Annotated in this window: 12 protein-coding genes; 5 read left to right on the top strand and 7 right to left on the bottom strand. The window is 54.4% G+C overall.

The features are described 5' to 3' along the window. Positions 1–36: 36 nt before the first annotated feature. The 5 genes from LOC70_RS01185 to LOC70_RS01165 all read right to left on the bottom strand — a co-directional run bounded on the left by LOC70_RS01185 (position 37) and on the right by LOC70_RS01165 (position 6,869). Complete coding sequence (locus LOC70_RS01185; protein ID WP_230251433.1) at positions 37–1,128, bottom strand: polysaccharide pyruvyl transferase family protein; 1,092 nt, start codon at positions 1,126–1,128, stop codon at positions 37–39. Continuing rightward, positions 1,128–2,186 carry a glycosyltransferase family 4 protein gene (locus tag LOC70_RS01180; protein WP_230251432.1) on the bottom strand — a complete coding sequence of 353 codons (1,059 nt, stop codon included), beginning with the start codon at positions 2,184–2,186 and terminating at the stop codon, positions 1,128–1,130. The genes LOC70_RS01185 and LOC70_RS01180 overlap by 1 nt, the downstream gene beginning before the upstream one ends. Before the next feature lie 159 nt (positions 2,187–2,345). Further along, on the bottom strand, positions 2,346–3,134 hold the full coding sequence (locus tag LOC70_RS01175) for a sulfotransferase domain-containing protein (RefSeq protein ID WP_230251431.1): 789 nt from the start codon (positions 3,132–3,134) through the stop codon (positions 2,346–2,348). Between the two features lie 213 nt (positions 3,135–3,347). Then, a complete protein-coding gene (locus tag LOC70_RS01170) occupies positions 3,348–4,577 on the bottom strand; it encodes an ISL3 family transposase (RefSeq protein ID WP_230251430.1) in 1,230 nt (409 codons plus the stop codon). Positions 4,578–5,309: 732 nt separating this feature from the next. Continuing rightward, positions 5,310–6,869, bottom strand: a complete 1,560-nt coding sequence (locus tag LOC70_RS01165) for an O-antigen ligase family protein (RefSeq protein WP_230251429.1) — start codon at positions 6,867–6,869, stop codon at positions 5,310–5,312. A 467-nt stretch (positions 6,870–7,336) separates the two neighbouring features. Here LOC70_RS01165 and LOC70_RS01160 point away from each other — a divergent pair, with 467 nt between their 5' ends. Both LOC70_RS01160 and LOC70_RS01155 read left to right on the top strand, forming a co-directional pair. Continuing rightward, positions 7,337–8,221, top strand: a complete 885-nt coding sequence (locus LOC70_RS01160) for a hypothetical protein (protein ID WP_390888975.1) — start codon at positions 7,337–7,339, stop codon at positions 8,219–8,221. 64 nt (positions 8,222–8,285) lie between these two features. Continuing rightward, positions 8,286–9,611, top strand: coding sequence for a polysaccharide biosynthesis/export family protein (locus LOC70_RS01155; RefSeq protein ID WP_230251427.1), 1,326 nt, complete (start codon positions 8,286–8,288; stop codon positions 9,609–9,611). 140 nt (positions 9,612–9,751) lie between these two features. Here LOC70_RS01155 and LOC70_RS01150 read toward each other — a convergent pair whose 3' ends face one another. Together LOC70_RS01150 and LOC70_RS01145 are read right to left on the bottom strand one after the other, a co-directional pair. Next, on the bottom strand, positions 9,752–12,112 hold the full coding sequence (locus tag LOC70_RS01150; protein WP_230251426.1) for a polysaccharide biosynthesis tyrosine autokinase: 2,361 nt from the start codon (positions 12,110–12,112) through the stop codon (positions 9,752–9,754). A 210-nt stretch (positions 12,113–12,322) separates the two neighbouring features. After that, complete coding sequence (locus LOC70_RS01145) at positions 12,323–13,693, bottom strand: phenylacetate--CoA ligase (protein WP_230251425.1); 1,371 nt, start codon at positions 13,691–13,693, stop codon at positions 12,323–12,325. 196 nt (positions 13,694–13,889) lie between these two features. Here LOC70_RS01145 and LOC70_RS01140 point away from each other — a divergent pair, with 196 nt between their 5' ends. Genes LOC70_RS01140 through LOC70_RS01130 form a run of 3 tightly spaced genes read left to right on the top strand, consistent with a single transcriptional unit; the run spans position 13,890 to position 16,430 of the window. Next, positions 13,890–14,801: a shikimate dehydrogenase gene (locus LOC70_RS01140; RefSeq protein WP_230251424.1), complete on the top strand. Its 912-nt coding sequence runs from the start codon at positions 13,890–13,892 to the stop codon at positions 14,799–14,801. A gap of 21 nt (positions 14,802–14,822) precedes the next feature. After that, entirely contained in the window at positions 14,823–15,587 is a 765-nt protein-coding gene (locus LOC70_RS01135; RefSeq protein ID WP_230251423.1) for a hypothetical protein, read from the top strand. A gap of 21 nt (positions 15,588–15,608) precedes the next feature. Next, a complete protein-coding gene (locus LOC70_RS01130) occupies positions 15,609–16,430 on the top strand; it encodes a uracil-DNA glycosylase family protein (RefSeq protein WP_230251422.1) in 822 nt (273 codons plus the stop codon). The last annotated feature ends 31 nt before the right edge of the window (positions 16,431–16,461 follow it).

Raw genomic sequence — 16,461 nt, 5'->3', positions numbered from 1 at the left:
TGGGTTGATGGGCGACGGTCAGGACGCACTGATTTCTCAGACACTTAAGAAATTGATCTTCGCAAGATTGGGCAATTCACCTAACTCAAACGATTCTTGCTGGATCGCTCGTTTGATACATTTAATCAAATCACCGCTGTCGCTTGAAGGATTGCTTTCATTTAAAGGGCAGTAGAGGGGGAATCCAACTCTGCTGGACAGTTGTTCGACCTTTTTGCTTCGTTTTACACCAACCACTGGGACTTCGTGAATCAATGCCAATATTAGCGGATGCATTCTGACACTTACCACGCACAATGCATGTGCGTACACCTTGACCACGTCCTCGAGTGAATCGAAGTGTTGAAAGCCCACAAGAGGGTCATCAATCGACGTTGTAAGGTGGTTTAACAGGCCAGCGTCAAAGTTTGTTCGAGAGTCATTGGATACAAGTACCACACTTCTTTCCGGGAATGCGAGGCGAATTTTCTTCACCAGGCTTTGGTAAAAGTCGGGTTCCGCATACGTACGAACCGGGCTGTGGTGCAGGCCAATCGCAATTGGACGCTCTTGCTTTTGCAAGGTCTTGATCTTTTCCATTTGGAACACGGATGAAAGAACGACGTCTGCGGTTAGCTTAAGTTTTCCATCGTCGCATCCAGCACTGCGGAGCATGTTTAGCGAATACTCATCGCGGCATCCGATGCGTGCGGTGTACCCTGTCAAACTCTTCACGATCCACTTCGCAAGTCGCCGCTGGACCCCTTCAACTCCAATTCCAACCATGTATGGCTTGCGACCATGGGACGCAGCAATTCGATGTAGCCACCAGAGGTAGAGCAGCCCTTTGTAGGAACGGTCGCCGGTGATGATTTGGCCGCCGCCAACAATCAGTTGGTGCGTCCGAAGCAATAGGCGGACTTGCTTCACTGCATTTGCCGGAACAACGCGAATTCCCATCGACTCGTAGACCGGTGCATACCCACTTCGGATTCGTGGGCAGATCGCCACGATGTCCGCGTTCGGATGAAGCGAGCGTAGATTTCGGATCACGGTCTCCAGGATGGCTTCATCGCCTGAATTGAATCCACCGAAGAAGCCGAAGATTGCGTACTTGCGTGTCTCGGATTGAGCGTTGGGGCTGTTCATCAGCCATGTCTCATGGGGGTAGGCCAATGCCCGGTTTGGAAACCATCAAGGAAGCAAGTCAACTGAGCTTCAGCCTCTTCCCTCAATTCATTGCCCCGACTCCGCGCCATTCCCGTAGCCTTGGCGTATTGGGCCGGCTCTTTGATCCAGTGTTCAATTTGCGATGTAGCTGTCTCGACATAATCGTTGTCGTGAGCAGCTAGAGTACCTCCGGTCTTTCCGACAAGGTATCCAATACAACCTCGGCGGAGCGTGATGACTGGAACCCCTGCCATCAGTGCTTCGTTCAAAACGATCCCCCAGGATTCGTTTCGATATCGAGTCGGAAATAGGAATGCATCGATTTCTCGATAGAAAGCGGTCTTCTCGTCACCGTAGACAGGTCCAAGAACGTGTATTCGGTCGCCATATTTCTGCTGTGCATCGGCGATTCTCCGCCTAGCTTCCGGTTCAGCCGCGGGGCCGGCAAGTATTAACTCGACATCACGGTCGCGTCGTCTTAGCTCCGCAAACGTTTCAATTGCATCGCCCAAACCCTTTTCGATTGTTAGATTGCTGAGCATGCCAAGCCGGAAAGCACGTCCTCCCGTGTTTGGTGCATTGTCGGGTTCGCTTTGCTCTGGCAATCCGACGATTCCTGGTGTCACATAGGCAAACCTCAGGCGACGAGCGTAAACCTTCTCCAGTGCGGATGCCATTTCCGGGCAGGCAACGACGTGTACAGCATTGTCTCCTAAAAACCGAATGATCAGGTCCATTCGCCAATCACGTTTGGAAAGATAAGACCACACATGATGGTGGACCACCATTTCAAATCCTCTGCCGCGACCAGCAATCACTTGAGCGAGATTGTAGATGAGTCCAGACGCGGAGTTGAGTACGAGGTACAATCGCTCCTGTCCCCGTCGTTTCCAGCTAAAGATTCGAAGGGCAGAGAAAACGCTGCGAATCAGCTTTTTAAGCTGCCATCTTCGGCCGCGAGGGCGACCGTTCTTTCCAATGTCAAACACACGCAGTGAGAATTGTCTTTGCATCTCACGAACAATTCGCTCAGTCATGAGCGTCATGCCGTTGCGTGGTCCTGGTAGCACGACCGCGACAGATATTGGAGGCCTCGTTTCGGAAGTCAAAGGACAGCCCTTCGTCAAGATAGAGAACTCCAAAAGGTCTTAGCACACGGAATCTGAATTTTCGCCATCACGCAACACATTCTAGTTTCATTGGCTCAGGCGAACCCTCTCGTAACCAAGTCGTTCCATGGTCGAGCCTGCGGTTTTCCAGAATGCTTCTTCTAACTCTGGCGTGAAGTGTTTCCGCCATCCACCAAAGCTGCCTGAACGAACAAAGTTTTTGCTGGATTCACCACGATCTTTCCAGTACTTATCTTCTTTCTGCTTCATCGATTCTAAACTGCAATCGGCAATTGCGTCTCGAATCAAAGAGTCATCGGCCTCGAGTCCTATGTGATCGACGACGCTTCGAAGCGACTCATGGGGCTCGCTCTTCAAACGCTCGAATGGCAAGACGAGGATGTCATTCTGTCGATCCGCAGTCGCATCAAGCCAAGTTGACGTGTGGTAGTGCCAAGCTCGATACCCGTTTGTCTTGCCTTTCAAGAATAAATTCAAGAATCGTTCGAACGAGTTGCCGTACTTGTAAAAGTAAGGGGTGTAGGTTTTTTGAAAGTAGTATTCGGAAACTGCGACGTCACGACCGTCACGTACCAATAAAACCGCGCGTCGATAGCTCGCGCGATGCGGTTCGTGTGTCTTGATTAACCTTCCTCCGCCAGCGGCGACCTCCGGAAGTAACCGGTGACGCCCCACTAATCTGGAGACGCCATCAACGCCACCTCGCCAAGGAACGGACTCTTGAGTCACTACATATGTGATTAAGTGACGAAGCCACGTGTTGCCTGACTTCGGGTACGAGCTCAGAAATACATCGTTTGATGTCAGGTTCCGGTGCCGTAGTGTGACTAGTCGGTGCCGAAAGCCACTCTTCATCAAAGCATGCCGACTGCTTATTATGCAGCGGTGCCAAAGATTCGGGATGGCCGTCGGCGGCGATTTCATGGAATGCTGGCAAATGAAAAGCTGAGGTCAAATCGCTTGTATCACCGCCAATTTTAGTTCAACGAAGATTTGGCACAAGTGTCGAAGCACTCAACAGCTTATTAGGGCTCCTTCATTGTGCGTGTTTTTTTGGTTTAACCGGGTTTATTGTGGGTAGGGATCCAGCCCACCGCAGTAGAAATAGATCGCGGTTTTGAAGTTTTCTCGGTTTCGGTAGCCACCGACGCGTCGTTTGATTGACATGATCTTGCTGTTGATTCCCTTGGCCACCGCGTTGGTGATTCCATGAGCGCAGTAGCTCACGACGTTGGCGAGACGTTCCTTGATGGTGCGGGCGACCTTCTTCAGCGGAGTCAGCTTGGTGTGAATCACTCGCCGGTACCAGTCCTGGAAGAAGAGCGTTGCTGACCCCACGTCCTCATGGTGCCACAGGTCGCGAAGCATTTCCTTGTAGGCCCAAGCCTTTCCCGTCTCCAACTCTTGCTTGTAGACCCGGTCGAATCGTTCTCGCTGGCCGTCGGTCAGGTTCTCTTGCCCCGGGAGCCAGAGATAGCGAGTTCCCGTCAAGCGATCATCGCCTTGACTCTTCAGTTGTCGGTGTTCGCCGCGACGCACCTTGTCGACCGCTTCGCTTGCCAGCTTCATGATGTGAAAACGATCGTGCACGATCTTGTGCTCCGCCAGTGGAATGTTCTGCTTGGCGCTTCGGACCAACGCGGCACTCATGTCCATCGCGATGGCTTCTACAGAGTCACGCTGTTCCTGCGAAAGCTGCGAAAAACAGGCGTTTCCGCTCTCGGTATCGTTGCCATCGGAAATCGCTTCTACGGTGCTGCGATCGAGGTCGTAAATTAACGTGATATAGTTTTGCCCTTTGCGGAAGGCCTTTTCATCGATAACAATTCGCGGCATCGGTTTTGCCGATTTGCGAGCTTGCCAGCGAGCGGCTGCTCTTTTGAGAATGTGCCAGGTCTCGTCCCAGCTTGTTTTCAAGATGCCTTGGGCTCCTAGGACGGTTTGCGTGGCGAGCAACACATCGATCGCAAAGCGATCAAATAAGATAGTGAAGCGACTGCTCTTCTCAGCCCAAGGCAACGTCGCCTGTCTGACGCCGTGCTCAGGGCAATTCACGCGAGACGGTTGAGCGTGAAGGACGGTGCGGAATTGCATGGTGTCCAGGTGTCGCCAGCGACGCGACTTCGTGTGATCGTAGACCGAGCAGGCTTTGCCGCATTCGGGACAGCAAAATGAGGTTCCTTCAGGATGCTCGACGTACACGTCAACTTGCTGGGCCTCGGGATCAAGTTTGACATCAGCCACGAACCAAGGTTGCTTGAGTCCGAGAATTTGCTGGTAAAATTCGGTTTCCTGCATCGGTGCTCTCCTTTGCCGAGAATTTTAACCGACCCACAGGATTCCCGGATGGACCGTTTTTTCGGGGGCAGTGGCAGCCTGCCAGAAAAAGTCGAATCGTCGTTGGCCAAGAGTTACTAGACGAAGGTAGTTTTCAAGCAGGGAAAGGCAGTAGCACGTCGCTTTTCTTCTTCACACAGTTGCTCGGTTAAGCGTACTTCGTCTCGTCGTTCCAAAAAGCTCGCCGAATGCCTTTTTCGCATCATCCTTCGTTTCTGCCTGCTAAAGTTCTTGAAGGTCGCCTTTTACTATCGGGTGAACGCTCTTGGGTATCTTTTTCGGTGCGTTGGCCGTTTTGTAGACTCAATAGCGTTGTTAACGCGTTCCTGGGATCGCTTCGCGGAACGCAGCTCAGAATTCAAGGGCACAGTCGACGACGGTAATCTTCGGGGCCATTTGCAACCCTCGTTGTTCCAAGTTGATCAGGGGCTCGCTCAAAACAGTTTCTAAGGAATTTGCAGGTGAAGGCATGCGGTTGAAGCGACTCTTGGTCCAGGGCGAACAAGCCAGAACCATGCTTTGGGAAGCACCTTGGGGAAACGATTGGGCTCGAACCAGAAGCAGCAAACTGTTAAGGATTTGCGACGGAAGCTCTCCGTGTCTGAGACTCGGAATGTCGTGGAGTTGAATTCTCGCGGAGCTGCATCCGGATGTGCTCGCGACGCGATCGCGAGGGTTCGGTTGAAGAAACGATCAAACTGCGAAGTCAGGACGCTTCACTTGTGATAGCAGTCCGGAGACCGTACCAAATCCGAGCAGCATCCAAGTCGCGTAGTCGTAAGACCAAAACACAGTGGCGATCTCGAACAGGAACGCGATGGAAAGCATGGCGACGGCGATGAAGTAGCGTTGATCTAGCGGGAAGAAATAGGTGCTGGCTCGACGTGCGAGGTGGAGTGCCGTTGACGTTGCGAGAACGAACAGCCCTGCGAACAAAACCAATCCAACCCAGCCAAAACGCAGGCCGTTATTGAGGAAGGCGTTGTCGACGATGCCTAGGCGTTTTCGGACTTTGGGCGCAGTGGGAAGCCCTGGAAGGTCTTTCGGTGGGAAGCCGGTGCTGGCTGTCGTTCCGTAACCTAGCGGGCCACCCTCAAGGAAGATTGGAACGTAGACCTGTAAGATCACAAGGCGGTTTCTGGTTCCCGTGTAGATGATGGCTTCGTCTTCATCGTCAACGACCAGAACGGAGGCTCGCTTGCGGTCTTGTTCGTTCGATTCTATCAATCGAATGAATTCGTTCCAATTCGCCGCGACAAGAATCGCCGCGATCAGACTAGCTCCAAGCAATGTCCACGCAGCAGGGCGGTAGAGCCATGCGATCGAAAGGCAGCCTGCCACGTAGAGTGTGATTAACGGGCCTCGCGACAAGGACGAGGCGATTCCTGCGGTTAAGATGGCAACGATTGCGAGGCCGGGTAGACGGTTCCGCTTTCCGAGTTTTGGAAACCAATTGATTTCTCGCTGCGTCATCAAAATGGCAAACGGGATGAGCGTGAGTAGCATGTTGCTCAGGAAGATTGCATGTCGTGTGGGACCGCATGCTCGATAGGCAATCCCGTATCGAACCCGACCGTTAAAATTGACCAGCTCATCGCGTGGAGCAAAGGCGGTTTCCCAGATGTTGGTTCCAGAACAGGCTTCAGCGACGCAGAGTAGAGAAATGATCGCGCCAGCAATCGCGAAGACTGGTCCGAGTTTGAGTAATGAGTTGCGGTGCAGGAAGGCATAGCGGCCGGCGGCATAGGGAAGCATCCATTGGCCGTAGGCCTGGGCGGCGACGGCGAGTGGCTGTTCGCCGTGGTAAGTGTCGACGATGATGTGCCAGATCGTGATCGCGCCAATGAGGTAGTCGAGCAGGCCGAGGTGGCGAAAGATTTCTCGCCATGAGTGTGTGCAATAGACAACGAGAAGCACGATCGCAGTCGCCATCGTGACATTGATGCGTGTGTTCAGCACCGTGATGTCAAACCAAGTGCCCGCCAGCAAAGAAGCGGCCAAGCCAGCGCCCAAGGCGTATTTCTTTCCGTGCTGCCATCCGAACCACCCTGCGAAGCCAAGCGAAACGGTCAGCATGATCCAAAACGAGATTTCGGGGCTGAGCATGTGCAGGTGAAGGTTGAAAGTGGAAGGAAGAAAAGAGCCGCAGATGTCAAAGCGAACCGAATCACGCTCATTGCCAACTTTGACGTTGCCTTTTCCTTCGGCTGAACGCCCGTGACCGAGCAAATGATTTTGCTGAGACTGATGCACGGCCGCAGGTTGTCATTGGGACTTGTTCCTGGAGCATCTTGCGAATGCAGAGTGTGTTTGCGCGGCACAAGGCTTGGGCGTCCAGTTTAATCTGGGACGCGTTTATTTGCTGCGATGAGAAGTGCGTGGAGGGTCAACGGCAGGGCCATCCTGCTTGTCAGCTTTTTGACAACGAAGATTGCTGCGACGTATGCACTTCTTTGCTGACGCTGCGGGGTCTAAGTCGTGACGCAACGACGGCAAAACTCTGTTGCGTGGCGGGTTGCGAGCAGCGTCTGCAAACCTAGCGAACCGCCTGGGCAAACTTTGACGGCTGTTGCGGTCGCGACGGTTTTGAAACTCGCAGGGTGGGGGGATGGGAACTTGTCCCGGTTTCCTGCCTTTCCTCCGTGCGGAATTGCTTGACTTTCCGAAAACACCGGTAGGCGATCCCCATCTACGGGTCTCAAACGAGCCACGGTGCGAGTATGAAAATGAAACGGAAATTCTTGGCGACCATGCTGTTGATGGTCCCCTTCGGCGGTTGTGCGTCGTTGGATGATTGCTGCTACGAGCACACCCAGTCGGCTCGCGCGATCGTTCAGTACATGAAATGCGGCAATCCTGATTCATCCTGCTACCCACACGACTACAAGTGTGGTTGGATTGACGGCTTCTACGAGGTGTCCACCGGTGGCAGCACCTGCCCGCCGGCGGTTGCCCCGTCGCGATACTGGAAGCCAGGTCAAATTCTGAAGGATTGTGACAACAAGCGTCACGCCTATTACAGCGGGTGGCAGGACGGAGCGGCTCGAGCAGAGCAGTTCCCGGACACGCACACCATTCGCATTTTCGAAACATGCGAGTGCCCGTTCCCCCGTTGCGAAGAACCTTGTGCGGACGGTACCTGCATTCCTTGTGGGACTCCCGCGATCGGAATGCCGGTTTCCGACGAGATGATCGAGATGGCCCCGATTCCGGTGCCAACCATGGAAACCACCGACATCGAGACCTCCTTCAGCGACCTGCAAGCTGCCGCAAAGAAAGCTCAAGTCATCGACTTGGACGTCAGCGAACTTCCGGTTGATGCCGGCAACACGATTGGGCCTGAGGCGACTTCGAAAGCTGAGCCAAAGCAAAAGCCTTCGATCAAGCCCGATCGCGAACCCGAGTTGATTGCTCGCCGGAATGCTCCTTCTTTCGAAGCCAAGCCTGCTTCCGCACGGACTGGTGTCATTCGAATGGTTGAGCCCACCGGTGAAGGATTGAAGGCCAGTACCGAGCTCAAAGACGCGAGTGGCAATGCCATCGCTTTGCCCGCTGGTTTCTTTGAAATGATTGAGACTCAGCCCGTTGTCAAACTCGCCGAGTAGACGAGTTCCCGTTTTTGCAACTTCCAACACCCGAACATTCCTTGCATTGCGAAGGGACTCAGCAATGACCCGCTTTAAAGAAACCCTGATGAAGAGCATGGCGAAGACCGCCTGTGGCATGCTCGCGATGGCCGCGATCGGCAGCACCGGATGTCATCAGCACTTGGTGTCGTCCGCCGCTCACGCCGTGCCGGCTCATCGTCTGGATCCAGAACTGTTTGCTTGCTCGCGTGAGGCGTTGGGCCCGTTGCCATATGCGACGCTGGGCCAGCCGAAGCCGGCAGCTCACCGAATTGCGGCCGGTGACACCTTGAGTGTTTACGTCTTTGGTGTTTTCCCACCAAACGAAGACGAGACACCAGTTCAGCAGCGAACTCAGGCTGTTAACCAGCGTTACTATCCGCCGCGAGGCAGTGTGGTCGCTCCCGCAACCGGCCTTCCAATTCAAGTCGATGCCGATGGGAGCGTGACGCTGCCCATCATCGGGCGGGTTGATGTAAACGGTTTGACGATGAGTGAGGCGATCGAACGCATCACCGCTCGTTTGATTGAAGAAGAAGTGGTTCAAGAAGGCAAAGAACGCGTGACGGTGGATCTCTTGATCCCGCGTGTCAAACGTGTCGTCGTTCTTCGAGAAGATACGCCGAACACCCAAGTGGCTCTTGTCTCACCGCAAGCCGTAGATGAAATTCATCGTGGTTCGGGCGAAGTGATCGATTTGCCGATCTACGAGAACGATGTGTTGCACGCCCTGGCATCGACAGGTGGATTGCCAGGTACCGACGCCGCTCGTGAATTGTATGTCATCCGTGCGAGTGCGGGCTTGAACACCAGCTTCATCAGCGGTGGTCAATTGCAGAGCATCGTCTCCGGTGGAGAAGGCGGTCAGTGTAACCCTGGAGTGATTCGAATTCCGCTTGCGGGTTGCCCCTGTGACAACCTACCCTTCACACAACAAGACGTCATCTTGGAAGAAGGCGATGTGGTGTTCATTCCACGTCGCAACGAATACTTCATCGCGGGTGGCCTGCTCCCCGGAGGACGTGTTCCTCTTCCTCGTGACCAGGACGTCGACATCATCGAGGCAATCGCACTCGCCAGTGGTTCAGCAGGTGGTCCTCTTGGCCGCGATGGTAGCGTCCTGGCGGGTGGAACTCCCGGTTACCTTCGAGAGCCAAGCCGTGTATTGGTTCTTCGTACGTTGCCCGATGGGCGTCAGATGACCATTCGTTGTGACCTGGATCGTGCGATGAAAGATCCGAAAGAGCGACTTCGAATTCTGCCTGACGACGTTGTCATGCTGCAGCAAAAACCTGGTCCCGCATTCTTCAATGGGTTCCTGAACTACTTCAGCGGAGACTCAATCTTGGTTGCCTTCACTCGAGAGTAGGTTCGAGTACCTAGTTCAGCAAACGAAAGGCCGCGAACACTTGGATTGTTCGCGGCCTTTTTCTTTTGGGCATCACGCCAGCGAGGGGCGTTTTCGACGCAGCCTTGCTTCATGGAACAGTTGCGACAACTGTTCTACGATTACTCTGGCTTGGGTTGGCCGTTGTTGGAGATGGTGGCTGCCTTGGGGGCGGACATCCGTGGGGTGGCGGAGGTGGGGCGCGTGTAGTCGCTCTTGTAGTAGCCGTAGTAGCCACCGTCCGAATCAAACTTCTTGCCCGCTCCAAATGCGTTCAGCATGCAGCCCAGCATTTCACCGCCGGAGCTTCCGACGCGACGCAGTGTGTTGACCACCTCATCACGTCGCACATTGGCAACTTTGACGACCAAAATGCCGCCGTCCAATCGTGGCAGAACGACCACTGGATCGGAAACCGCCAACACAGGCGGAAGGTCGACCAGGACCAAATCATACTCATCTTTCACGACCGCCAGGACCTCATCCAATCGATTGGACTGAAGAAGCTCAGCGGGGGTTTGGCTTGATGAACCCGACGTCATCACAGAAACGTTTTCAGCTTCCGTCGTCTTGATGGCTTCTGGAATTTCAAGTCGCCCCTCCAGGACATCGCACAGGCCGTCTTCTTTTCCAAGGCTGAAGTAGCGATGAGCACTGGGGCGTCGAAGGTCAGCATCGATGACCAGAACCTTCAGCCCGACCTGCGAGAACGAAACGGCAAAGTTGGAGACGACGGTCGATTTTCCATCGCCCTGCATGGGGCTGGTGAATCCGATCGTCTGGACGTTGCCGCTCCGAATATCAGGCAGGAGCACCGTGCGTCCCAATCGGAATGCTTCGGCATCAGGTGAGAGCTCCGTTGCGATCAGGCCCTTGATGCCCTGGTTGATCGAGTTCAATTTGCCAACTCGTCCCAGGCTTGGCAGTCCGATGGCTTCGTCGAGTTCCGCCGCGGAACGGAATCGGCCATCGCGGACGTCGTTGGCGACGGCGAGAAACAGCCCGGAAAACAATCCGAGCATTAGACCGCCCGCAGCACATAGCGGAAGCTTTGGCCAGGATTTTTCACCCACCCGCGGAATCGCCAAAAACTCGTAGAGATATCCAGTCAGTCCGCTCGCCGTATCCAGCTCACGAAGCTGTTGAACGACACCTTCGAACAGCTCTTCCTGACGCGTGATCTTCTTTTGAAGGATCATGTCCGTCAGTTCGTATTCAATTAGTTCTTTGGCTTTGGTTTCCGCGTCGGCGGCCAGATAGGTCAGTTCCTTGCGACGTTCTGCGAGTGCGGCCAAGTCGTGGTTTAAGAAGCCAACATAAGCCTTCAGCAATCCTTCAGGGGTCAAGGCACTCTCGCCGAACATCTCACCTGGGTCGGTGAGATCTTTTTTGTCTTGCAAGAATTCTTTGACCAGAGTGATTTCGCTTTCGAGTTCTTGGACCTTGGGGTGTCCCGGACCGAAGACAGAGGACAATCGTTGCTTCTCACTGTTGAGCTGAAGCAGGTGAGTGATTTGGGTACGCGCCTCTTCCATTTTCGCTGGCATCGCAGCTTTGAATTCGGCTGTGTTTGCAGAATTCATTTGCAGTCCGGCGAACACACCCAATCGCTCAAGACTCTCGCTGTCGATCAAAGCAAGTTTGTCGAGCTGATCCATTGGATCGGTCGAATCACCCATCTCTTCGAGAGTCTCGTCCACTCGAGCCAGTCGCGTTTTGACCGTTGATTCTTGGATATCGAGATCCAGTAGTTCGTCTTGGAGTCGTCGGTAGCGGTCTTGGTAAATGTTGCTGCTGCCTTCCCCTTGGAAGAACAAGGGAGCTTCTTGGCGAGCTTTCAGGTGAGCTTGTTCCGCCGCAATCAAATCGGCTTCGACTTCGGTTTTGGCTTCGTTGACCATCTCGTTGGCCCGACCCATGACCTGCTCGACTTGGTCGATGATGAATTGTTCGTACCGTTTCATCACGGCCGTCAAAATCAACTTGGCGTCGTCGGGATCAGTGTGGTTGAACGAGATGTTGAGGCTGCGAGCGGTTTTCGCTGCGCCGTCGCCACCTTTGACAATCGAAAGTTGGTCGATGACGTAGTCGACGGCGTCTGTTTTTTCGTCAAGGTGAACCAGAATCGATGGCAAATCCCGCAGCTCGTTTTGGTCTAGTGCTTCACCGACGATCATCCGGCTCTGCAGCAATTCCATGTGGTTGGCCAGGATGTCCTCGTCAACCATGTCGGTGCCGGTGCTGTTGCCTCCGAGACCTGCGCTTTTTTGATTGATCAGGACCTTGGCATTTGATTCGTACCAAACGGTCGCGTTCAGTGCGTAGGCGATCCCGGCGACGATGCCCGCGATGCTGAGGAAGGCAATCAGCCAACGTTGGCGACTGAGAATCTGTAGGACATCCAGAGTCTCTTCGTTGTCGACGGAGCTACTGGAGGGACTGTGAGCGGGAAGCCGGTTGGTCGGTTTGGCAGACTCAGCCATAGATAAGATTCTCGGGGTCAGTCGATGATGGACGACAGGGTTCGAAGCGTTCCCCCCATCGTGACAGACCGATGTTCACTTGCGCCCTGGTGATCGTCAAGCGAAAAAGCATGTTTCAGCCGTTTTCAACCGGCGAGAGGAGCCCATTTTGACCTCATCTCGTCAGAATGTCGCGGAGAATCATTTTGATTCGTCCAAACCGCACAATCGTTACGAATCAGCTCCGCGGCGATCGACAAAACGCTTGGATTTTCCCTCGGATCTGGGAAGCGAGCTAGCGGCGACCTCGTGGATCTCCACCCGCAAAGCCAAACGCTCTCGGAAGGCGTCCTTGAGACGGTCGGCGGCACTTGCCGTTTCGTCCCTCACGCCGTTCAAATCGTCGCGTTCCAGCTCAATCGAGAGCTGATCCAAATGATCTTTTCGTGTTGCGATCATTCGAAATTCTGCCGTGGGGGCGATTTGTCGGACGATGGCTTCAATGCTGGTTGGAAACACGTTGACTCCTCGGATGACCAGCATGTCGTCGGCTCGGCCAATCACACCACCATCCAGTTTGACAAAGCCGCAATCCAAACCATGTTGCCAAACGGGACGAACGATGTCGCCGGTGCGGTACCGAATGACCGGACCACCCAGACGCGCCAGATTGGTCATCACCAACTCGGAGGCTTCGCCAGGTTTCGCACGTCGCTGCGGGGTGCCATCCTCATCCAGCACAAAGAACTCGGCGATGAACTCAGACTCGATCACATGCAGACCCGAATCATCGGCCGTTGGGAAACCCCACGCACCTAGCTCGCTCGCACCCGCGTGATCGATCACACGAGCTCCCCACGGTTTTTCAATTGCACGCCGAATATCGGGAACGCTACCACCGGGTTCCCCCGCCACAATCAGTCGACTCACCGGGCTGTCACGCAGATCAATCCCGTTTTCTTTCGCGACGGAGATGAGATGCAACGCATAAGTCGGCGTGCAACAAACGACAGTGCATCGTCGGTCCAGCATCAATTGAAGACGGGCCAATGACGACAAGCCACCACCCGGGACCACTAAACAACCTCGATCGACCAAGGCATCGTTTGCCGTCCAAAACCCAATGAATGGACCAAACGAGAACGCCATCATCGCGGTGTCCGATGAGGTGACCTCCGCTGCGTCCAACACGTACTGCCAACAATCCAACCACCATCGCCAATCATCGGGCGTGTCGAAGATGGGCATTGGCCATCCTCGAGAACCGCTGGTTTGATGCGTCCTCGTGTAGTCTCCTCGCGGCAAGGTAAAGAGCTTGGATGGCTGGTCACGGGTTTCGCCAAGTAAGTCAGTTTTGGTCAAGAAAGGCAACGCCTCAAAAGCGTCCCAGTCCGTCAGTTCAGGCGATTGCTCAAAGATGTCTTGATACAGAGGGTGATTTTGCGATTGGATGCTTTGCCAGACTGTCTGGAGCCGTTCCCATTGCCATTGCCGAAGTTGATCTCGGTTCAAAGAAAGTAGTTCTGTTCGCGAAGGTTCCATGAAGATCAAAAAGATTGGCAGCGGTGAGTTCGCCAGCAAGGAATACGGAAGACTCGACACGGCGGTTGAGCGTATCGAATCAGGGTGGAGGTGAAGGCAGACAGCATAACAGCCAAGGTAGCAAGGTCGTGCAATCGAAGAGATCGCGGTAAACTACCTGGAAGTGAATTGTTGAGCGCGTTCAGAGAATGTTTGTGCCTCGATTCCATCCGCATCACTGCTCTTTTCGCACTTTCGCATCACGGCACCCCTCTCCATGGACGACAAGATCGAGCCTGTGATCGCAGTGGTTGGACATCCGGTTGCCGGCAACCCGACACAGTTCGCTTTGGAAAGTGCCTTTGACCAAGCCAATCTGGATTGCCGAGTGCTTTCGTTCGACCTCGACGAACAGCAGATGCCGATTGCTCTGGCTGGAATGGATGCCATGGGGTTTCGAGGGGCGTGGATTGACGCGAATTGCAAAGCATCCATCGTACGTTCCTTGGCGTCGGAAGAAGAAAGCAAATCGTTTGCCTGCGACGCGTTGCAGCGCCGGAGCAGGCAGGATTCAGCCAAGGAGATCGAGGTTTTAAGCTCACCCTGGTTGCCAATTGCAATCCGGCAAGACGTCTGGGGCGACATGGTTGCACAGCAACTCGCTCTCGGAGGATTTCATGTGCAGCAGGTGATGCTGGTCGGCGAGGATTCGACTCAAAGCCGGCGTTTGGCTCACTCTTTGGCCGAAGTAAAATCGTGGCCCTTTTCGGTACCGGTTGCCACTCAGGTCGCTGGTTCTCAAGAAAGCGATTCGGAATCAACGGATCCCGAATTGACCGATGAAGGCATGATTCGCGAGCGATTTGTGTTCGTGAATCGCCCGGAGGAGATCACCAGGACAACCCACGCGAACATTTGGTTGGTGTTGGACGGCAATGCGGCGGACGCAATCCAGGCTTTTCACGAATCGTCCACACCGCCGGGAACCGTGTTGGTGGATCTGAGCGAAGACTGGTCGGCAAACGACATGAGCGAGTGGGAACGTTGCAAAATGGATGTCGGCAGCAACTGCATCACACGCTGGGACATTCATGCCGCATGCCTCGCCAAAGTCGTCCCGATGTGGCTCGGGAAGGAAGTCCGAGTGGATGTGTTGCGGGATGCAATCGAAGAGTATCTGTCGGTTTGACTGGCCATGAATGGATCGACCATGGAAAGAACGACACCGCCTCCTGAACTCGCCCTGCACGATGTGCACATCGTTGAGACCGTTGCCACGTTGCAGCGACGGATCAGCGAACGTTTTCCCGATTCAGGGCTGCAGCGTTTGTGTGGTGAGTTGCTCGAAGTCGCCCGTCAGGCGTCCCAGCGTTCTCAAGAGATGGGCCGCCCCATTCGGCGTATTCGGGTGGCCAGCTATCTGTTGCTCGCTGGACTGATTGGGTCGGTGGTGGTGTTGGCGTTTTCCGTGGCCCAATCGTCCACGACGGACCTGACGCAAGACGACATGAAGGTTACCAACCTGATTGCCACCGCTGATTCGGCTAGTCAAGTCATGTTGTTGCTGTGCGCGGGAATCTACTTCTTGATCTCGCTAGAGACTCGTTTGAAACGACGGCGTGCTTTGACTGCAATTCACGAGCTGCGATCGATGTGTCACATCATCGACATGCACCAATTGACGAAAGACCCGGAACGTCTGCTTTCCAACTTCCGAGGTACTGACAACTCACCGCGACAAAAAATGTCGGCGTTTGAACTCAATCGCTATCTCGACTACTGCAGCGAAATGTTGTCGCTGACTGGAAAAATCGCGGCTCTCTATGTCAAGACTTTTGACGACCCTGACTCCATCGCGGCGGTGAGTGAAATCGAACAGCTCTCGACCGGTCTGTCTCGAAAGATCTGGCAAAAGATCATGATCCTGAACCAGACAGCTGGGACGACCGTTCCGGCTCACCATCCCAAGCCCTGAACGCTTCCAACGACGAACGCCATGCCCACTGCGAAACGTGTCTCCAAGACGTCGTCCGGATCCAAGCGGATCCAAGCCGACCTGTTGAAGGCCGCGGAGGAACTTCGAGATTCCGTCGACTCACTGGTGTTTGACGAGCCGGTCACGCACGTCTACAACCCGTTGCAGTACGCATGGGGTTTACATGAAAAGTATGTTGGTCAAGTTGGTCCGAAAGTGCGCGTGCTTTTCTTGGGAATGAACCCAGGCCCGTGGGGGATGGCGCAAACGGGCGTTCCATTCGGTGAGATCGATGCGGTTGCAAATTGGATGGGAATTCAGGGGGAAGTCGATTCGCCTTCTTCCGAACACCCAAAGCGTCCCATCGAAGGGTTGGCGTGTGAACGCAGTGAAGTCAGCGGGCGTCGACTGTGGGGTCTGATGTCCGAACGCTATCCGAAGGCAAAAGACTTCTTCAAAGAACATTTCATCGCGAATTATTGTCCGCTGGTTTTCATGGAAGAAAGTGGCAAAAACCGGACGCCGGATAAGTTGCCGGCCAGCGAAAAGAAGGCGTTGGAGGCGGTCTGCGATGCTCATCTGGTTCGAGTGCTGCAAGCGGCGTCTTGGACGGACCTGATCGGAGTCGGAGCATTTGCCGAGAAGTGTCTCATTCGATGCGTTCAATCGATGGGAGAAAGCGACGTTCAGAAAACAAGCCGGAAGAAAGCTGTGCGGCGGCAGACAGAAGAATCCGCCTTTCGAATACACCGGATCCTGCACCCCAGTCCGGCGTCCCCGGCGGCCAACAAGGATTGGGCGGGGAAAGCGACGCAACAGCTACAGGAATGCGGGCTCTGGTGACCTTGTCCCGCGATAGCGGTCGCTGAAGTTG

The organism is Rhodopirellula halodulae, assembly GCF_020966775.1.
GTDB lineage: Bacteria > Planctomycetota > Planctomycetia > Pirellulales > Pirellulaceae > Rhodopirellula > Rhodopirellula halodulae.
Note: the sequence above shows the minus strand (reverse complement) of the source record. Positions and strands in the feature narration are given on the sequence as shown.

Bases quoted from the DNA above. Each gene is read 5' to 3' on its own strand.
- LOC70_RS01185 (WP_230251433.1), bottom strand. From the start codon at position 1,128: ATGAACAGCCCCAACGCTCAATCCGAGACACGCAAGTACGCAATCTTC.
- LOC70_RS01180 (WP_230251432.1), bottom strand. From the start codon at position 2,186: ATGACTGAGCGAATTGTTCGTGAGATGCAAAGACAATTCTCACTGCGT.
- LOC70_RS01175 (WP_230251431.1), bottom strand. From the start codon at position 3,134: ATGAAGAGTGGCTTTCGGCACCGACTAGTCACACTACGGCACCGGAAC.
- LOC70_RS01170 (WP_230251430.1), bottom strand. From the start codon at position 4,577: ATGCAGGAAACCGAATTTTACCAGCAAATTCTCGGACTCAAGCAACCT.
- LOC70_RS01160 (WP_390888975.1), top strand. From the start codon at position 7,337: ATGAAAATGAAACGGAAATTCTTGGCGACCATGCTGTTGATGGTCCCC.
- LOC70_RS01155 (WP_230251427.1), top strand. From the start codon at position 8,286: ATGACCCGCTTTAAAGAAACCCTGATGAAGAGCATGGCGAAGACCGCC.
- LOC70_RS01150 (WP_230251426.1), bottom strand. From the start codon at position 12,112: ATGGCTGAGTCTGCCAAACCGACCAACCGGCTTCCCGCTCACAGTCCC.
- LOC70_RS01140 (WP_230251424.1), top strand. From the start codon at position 13,890: ATGGACGACAAGATCGAGCCTGTGATCGCAGTGGTTGGACATCCGGTT.
- LOC70_RS01135 (WP_230251423.1), top strand. From the start codon at position 14,823: ATGGAAAGAACGACACCGCCTCCTGAACTCGCCCTGCACGATGTGCAC.
- LOC70_RS01130 (WP_230251422.1), top strand. From the start codon at position 15,609: ATGCCCACTGCGAAACGTGTCTCCAAGACGTCGTCCGGATCCAAGCGG.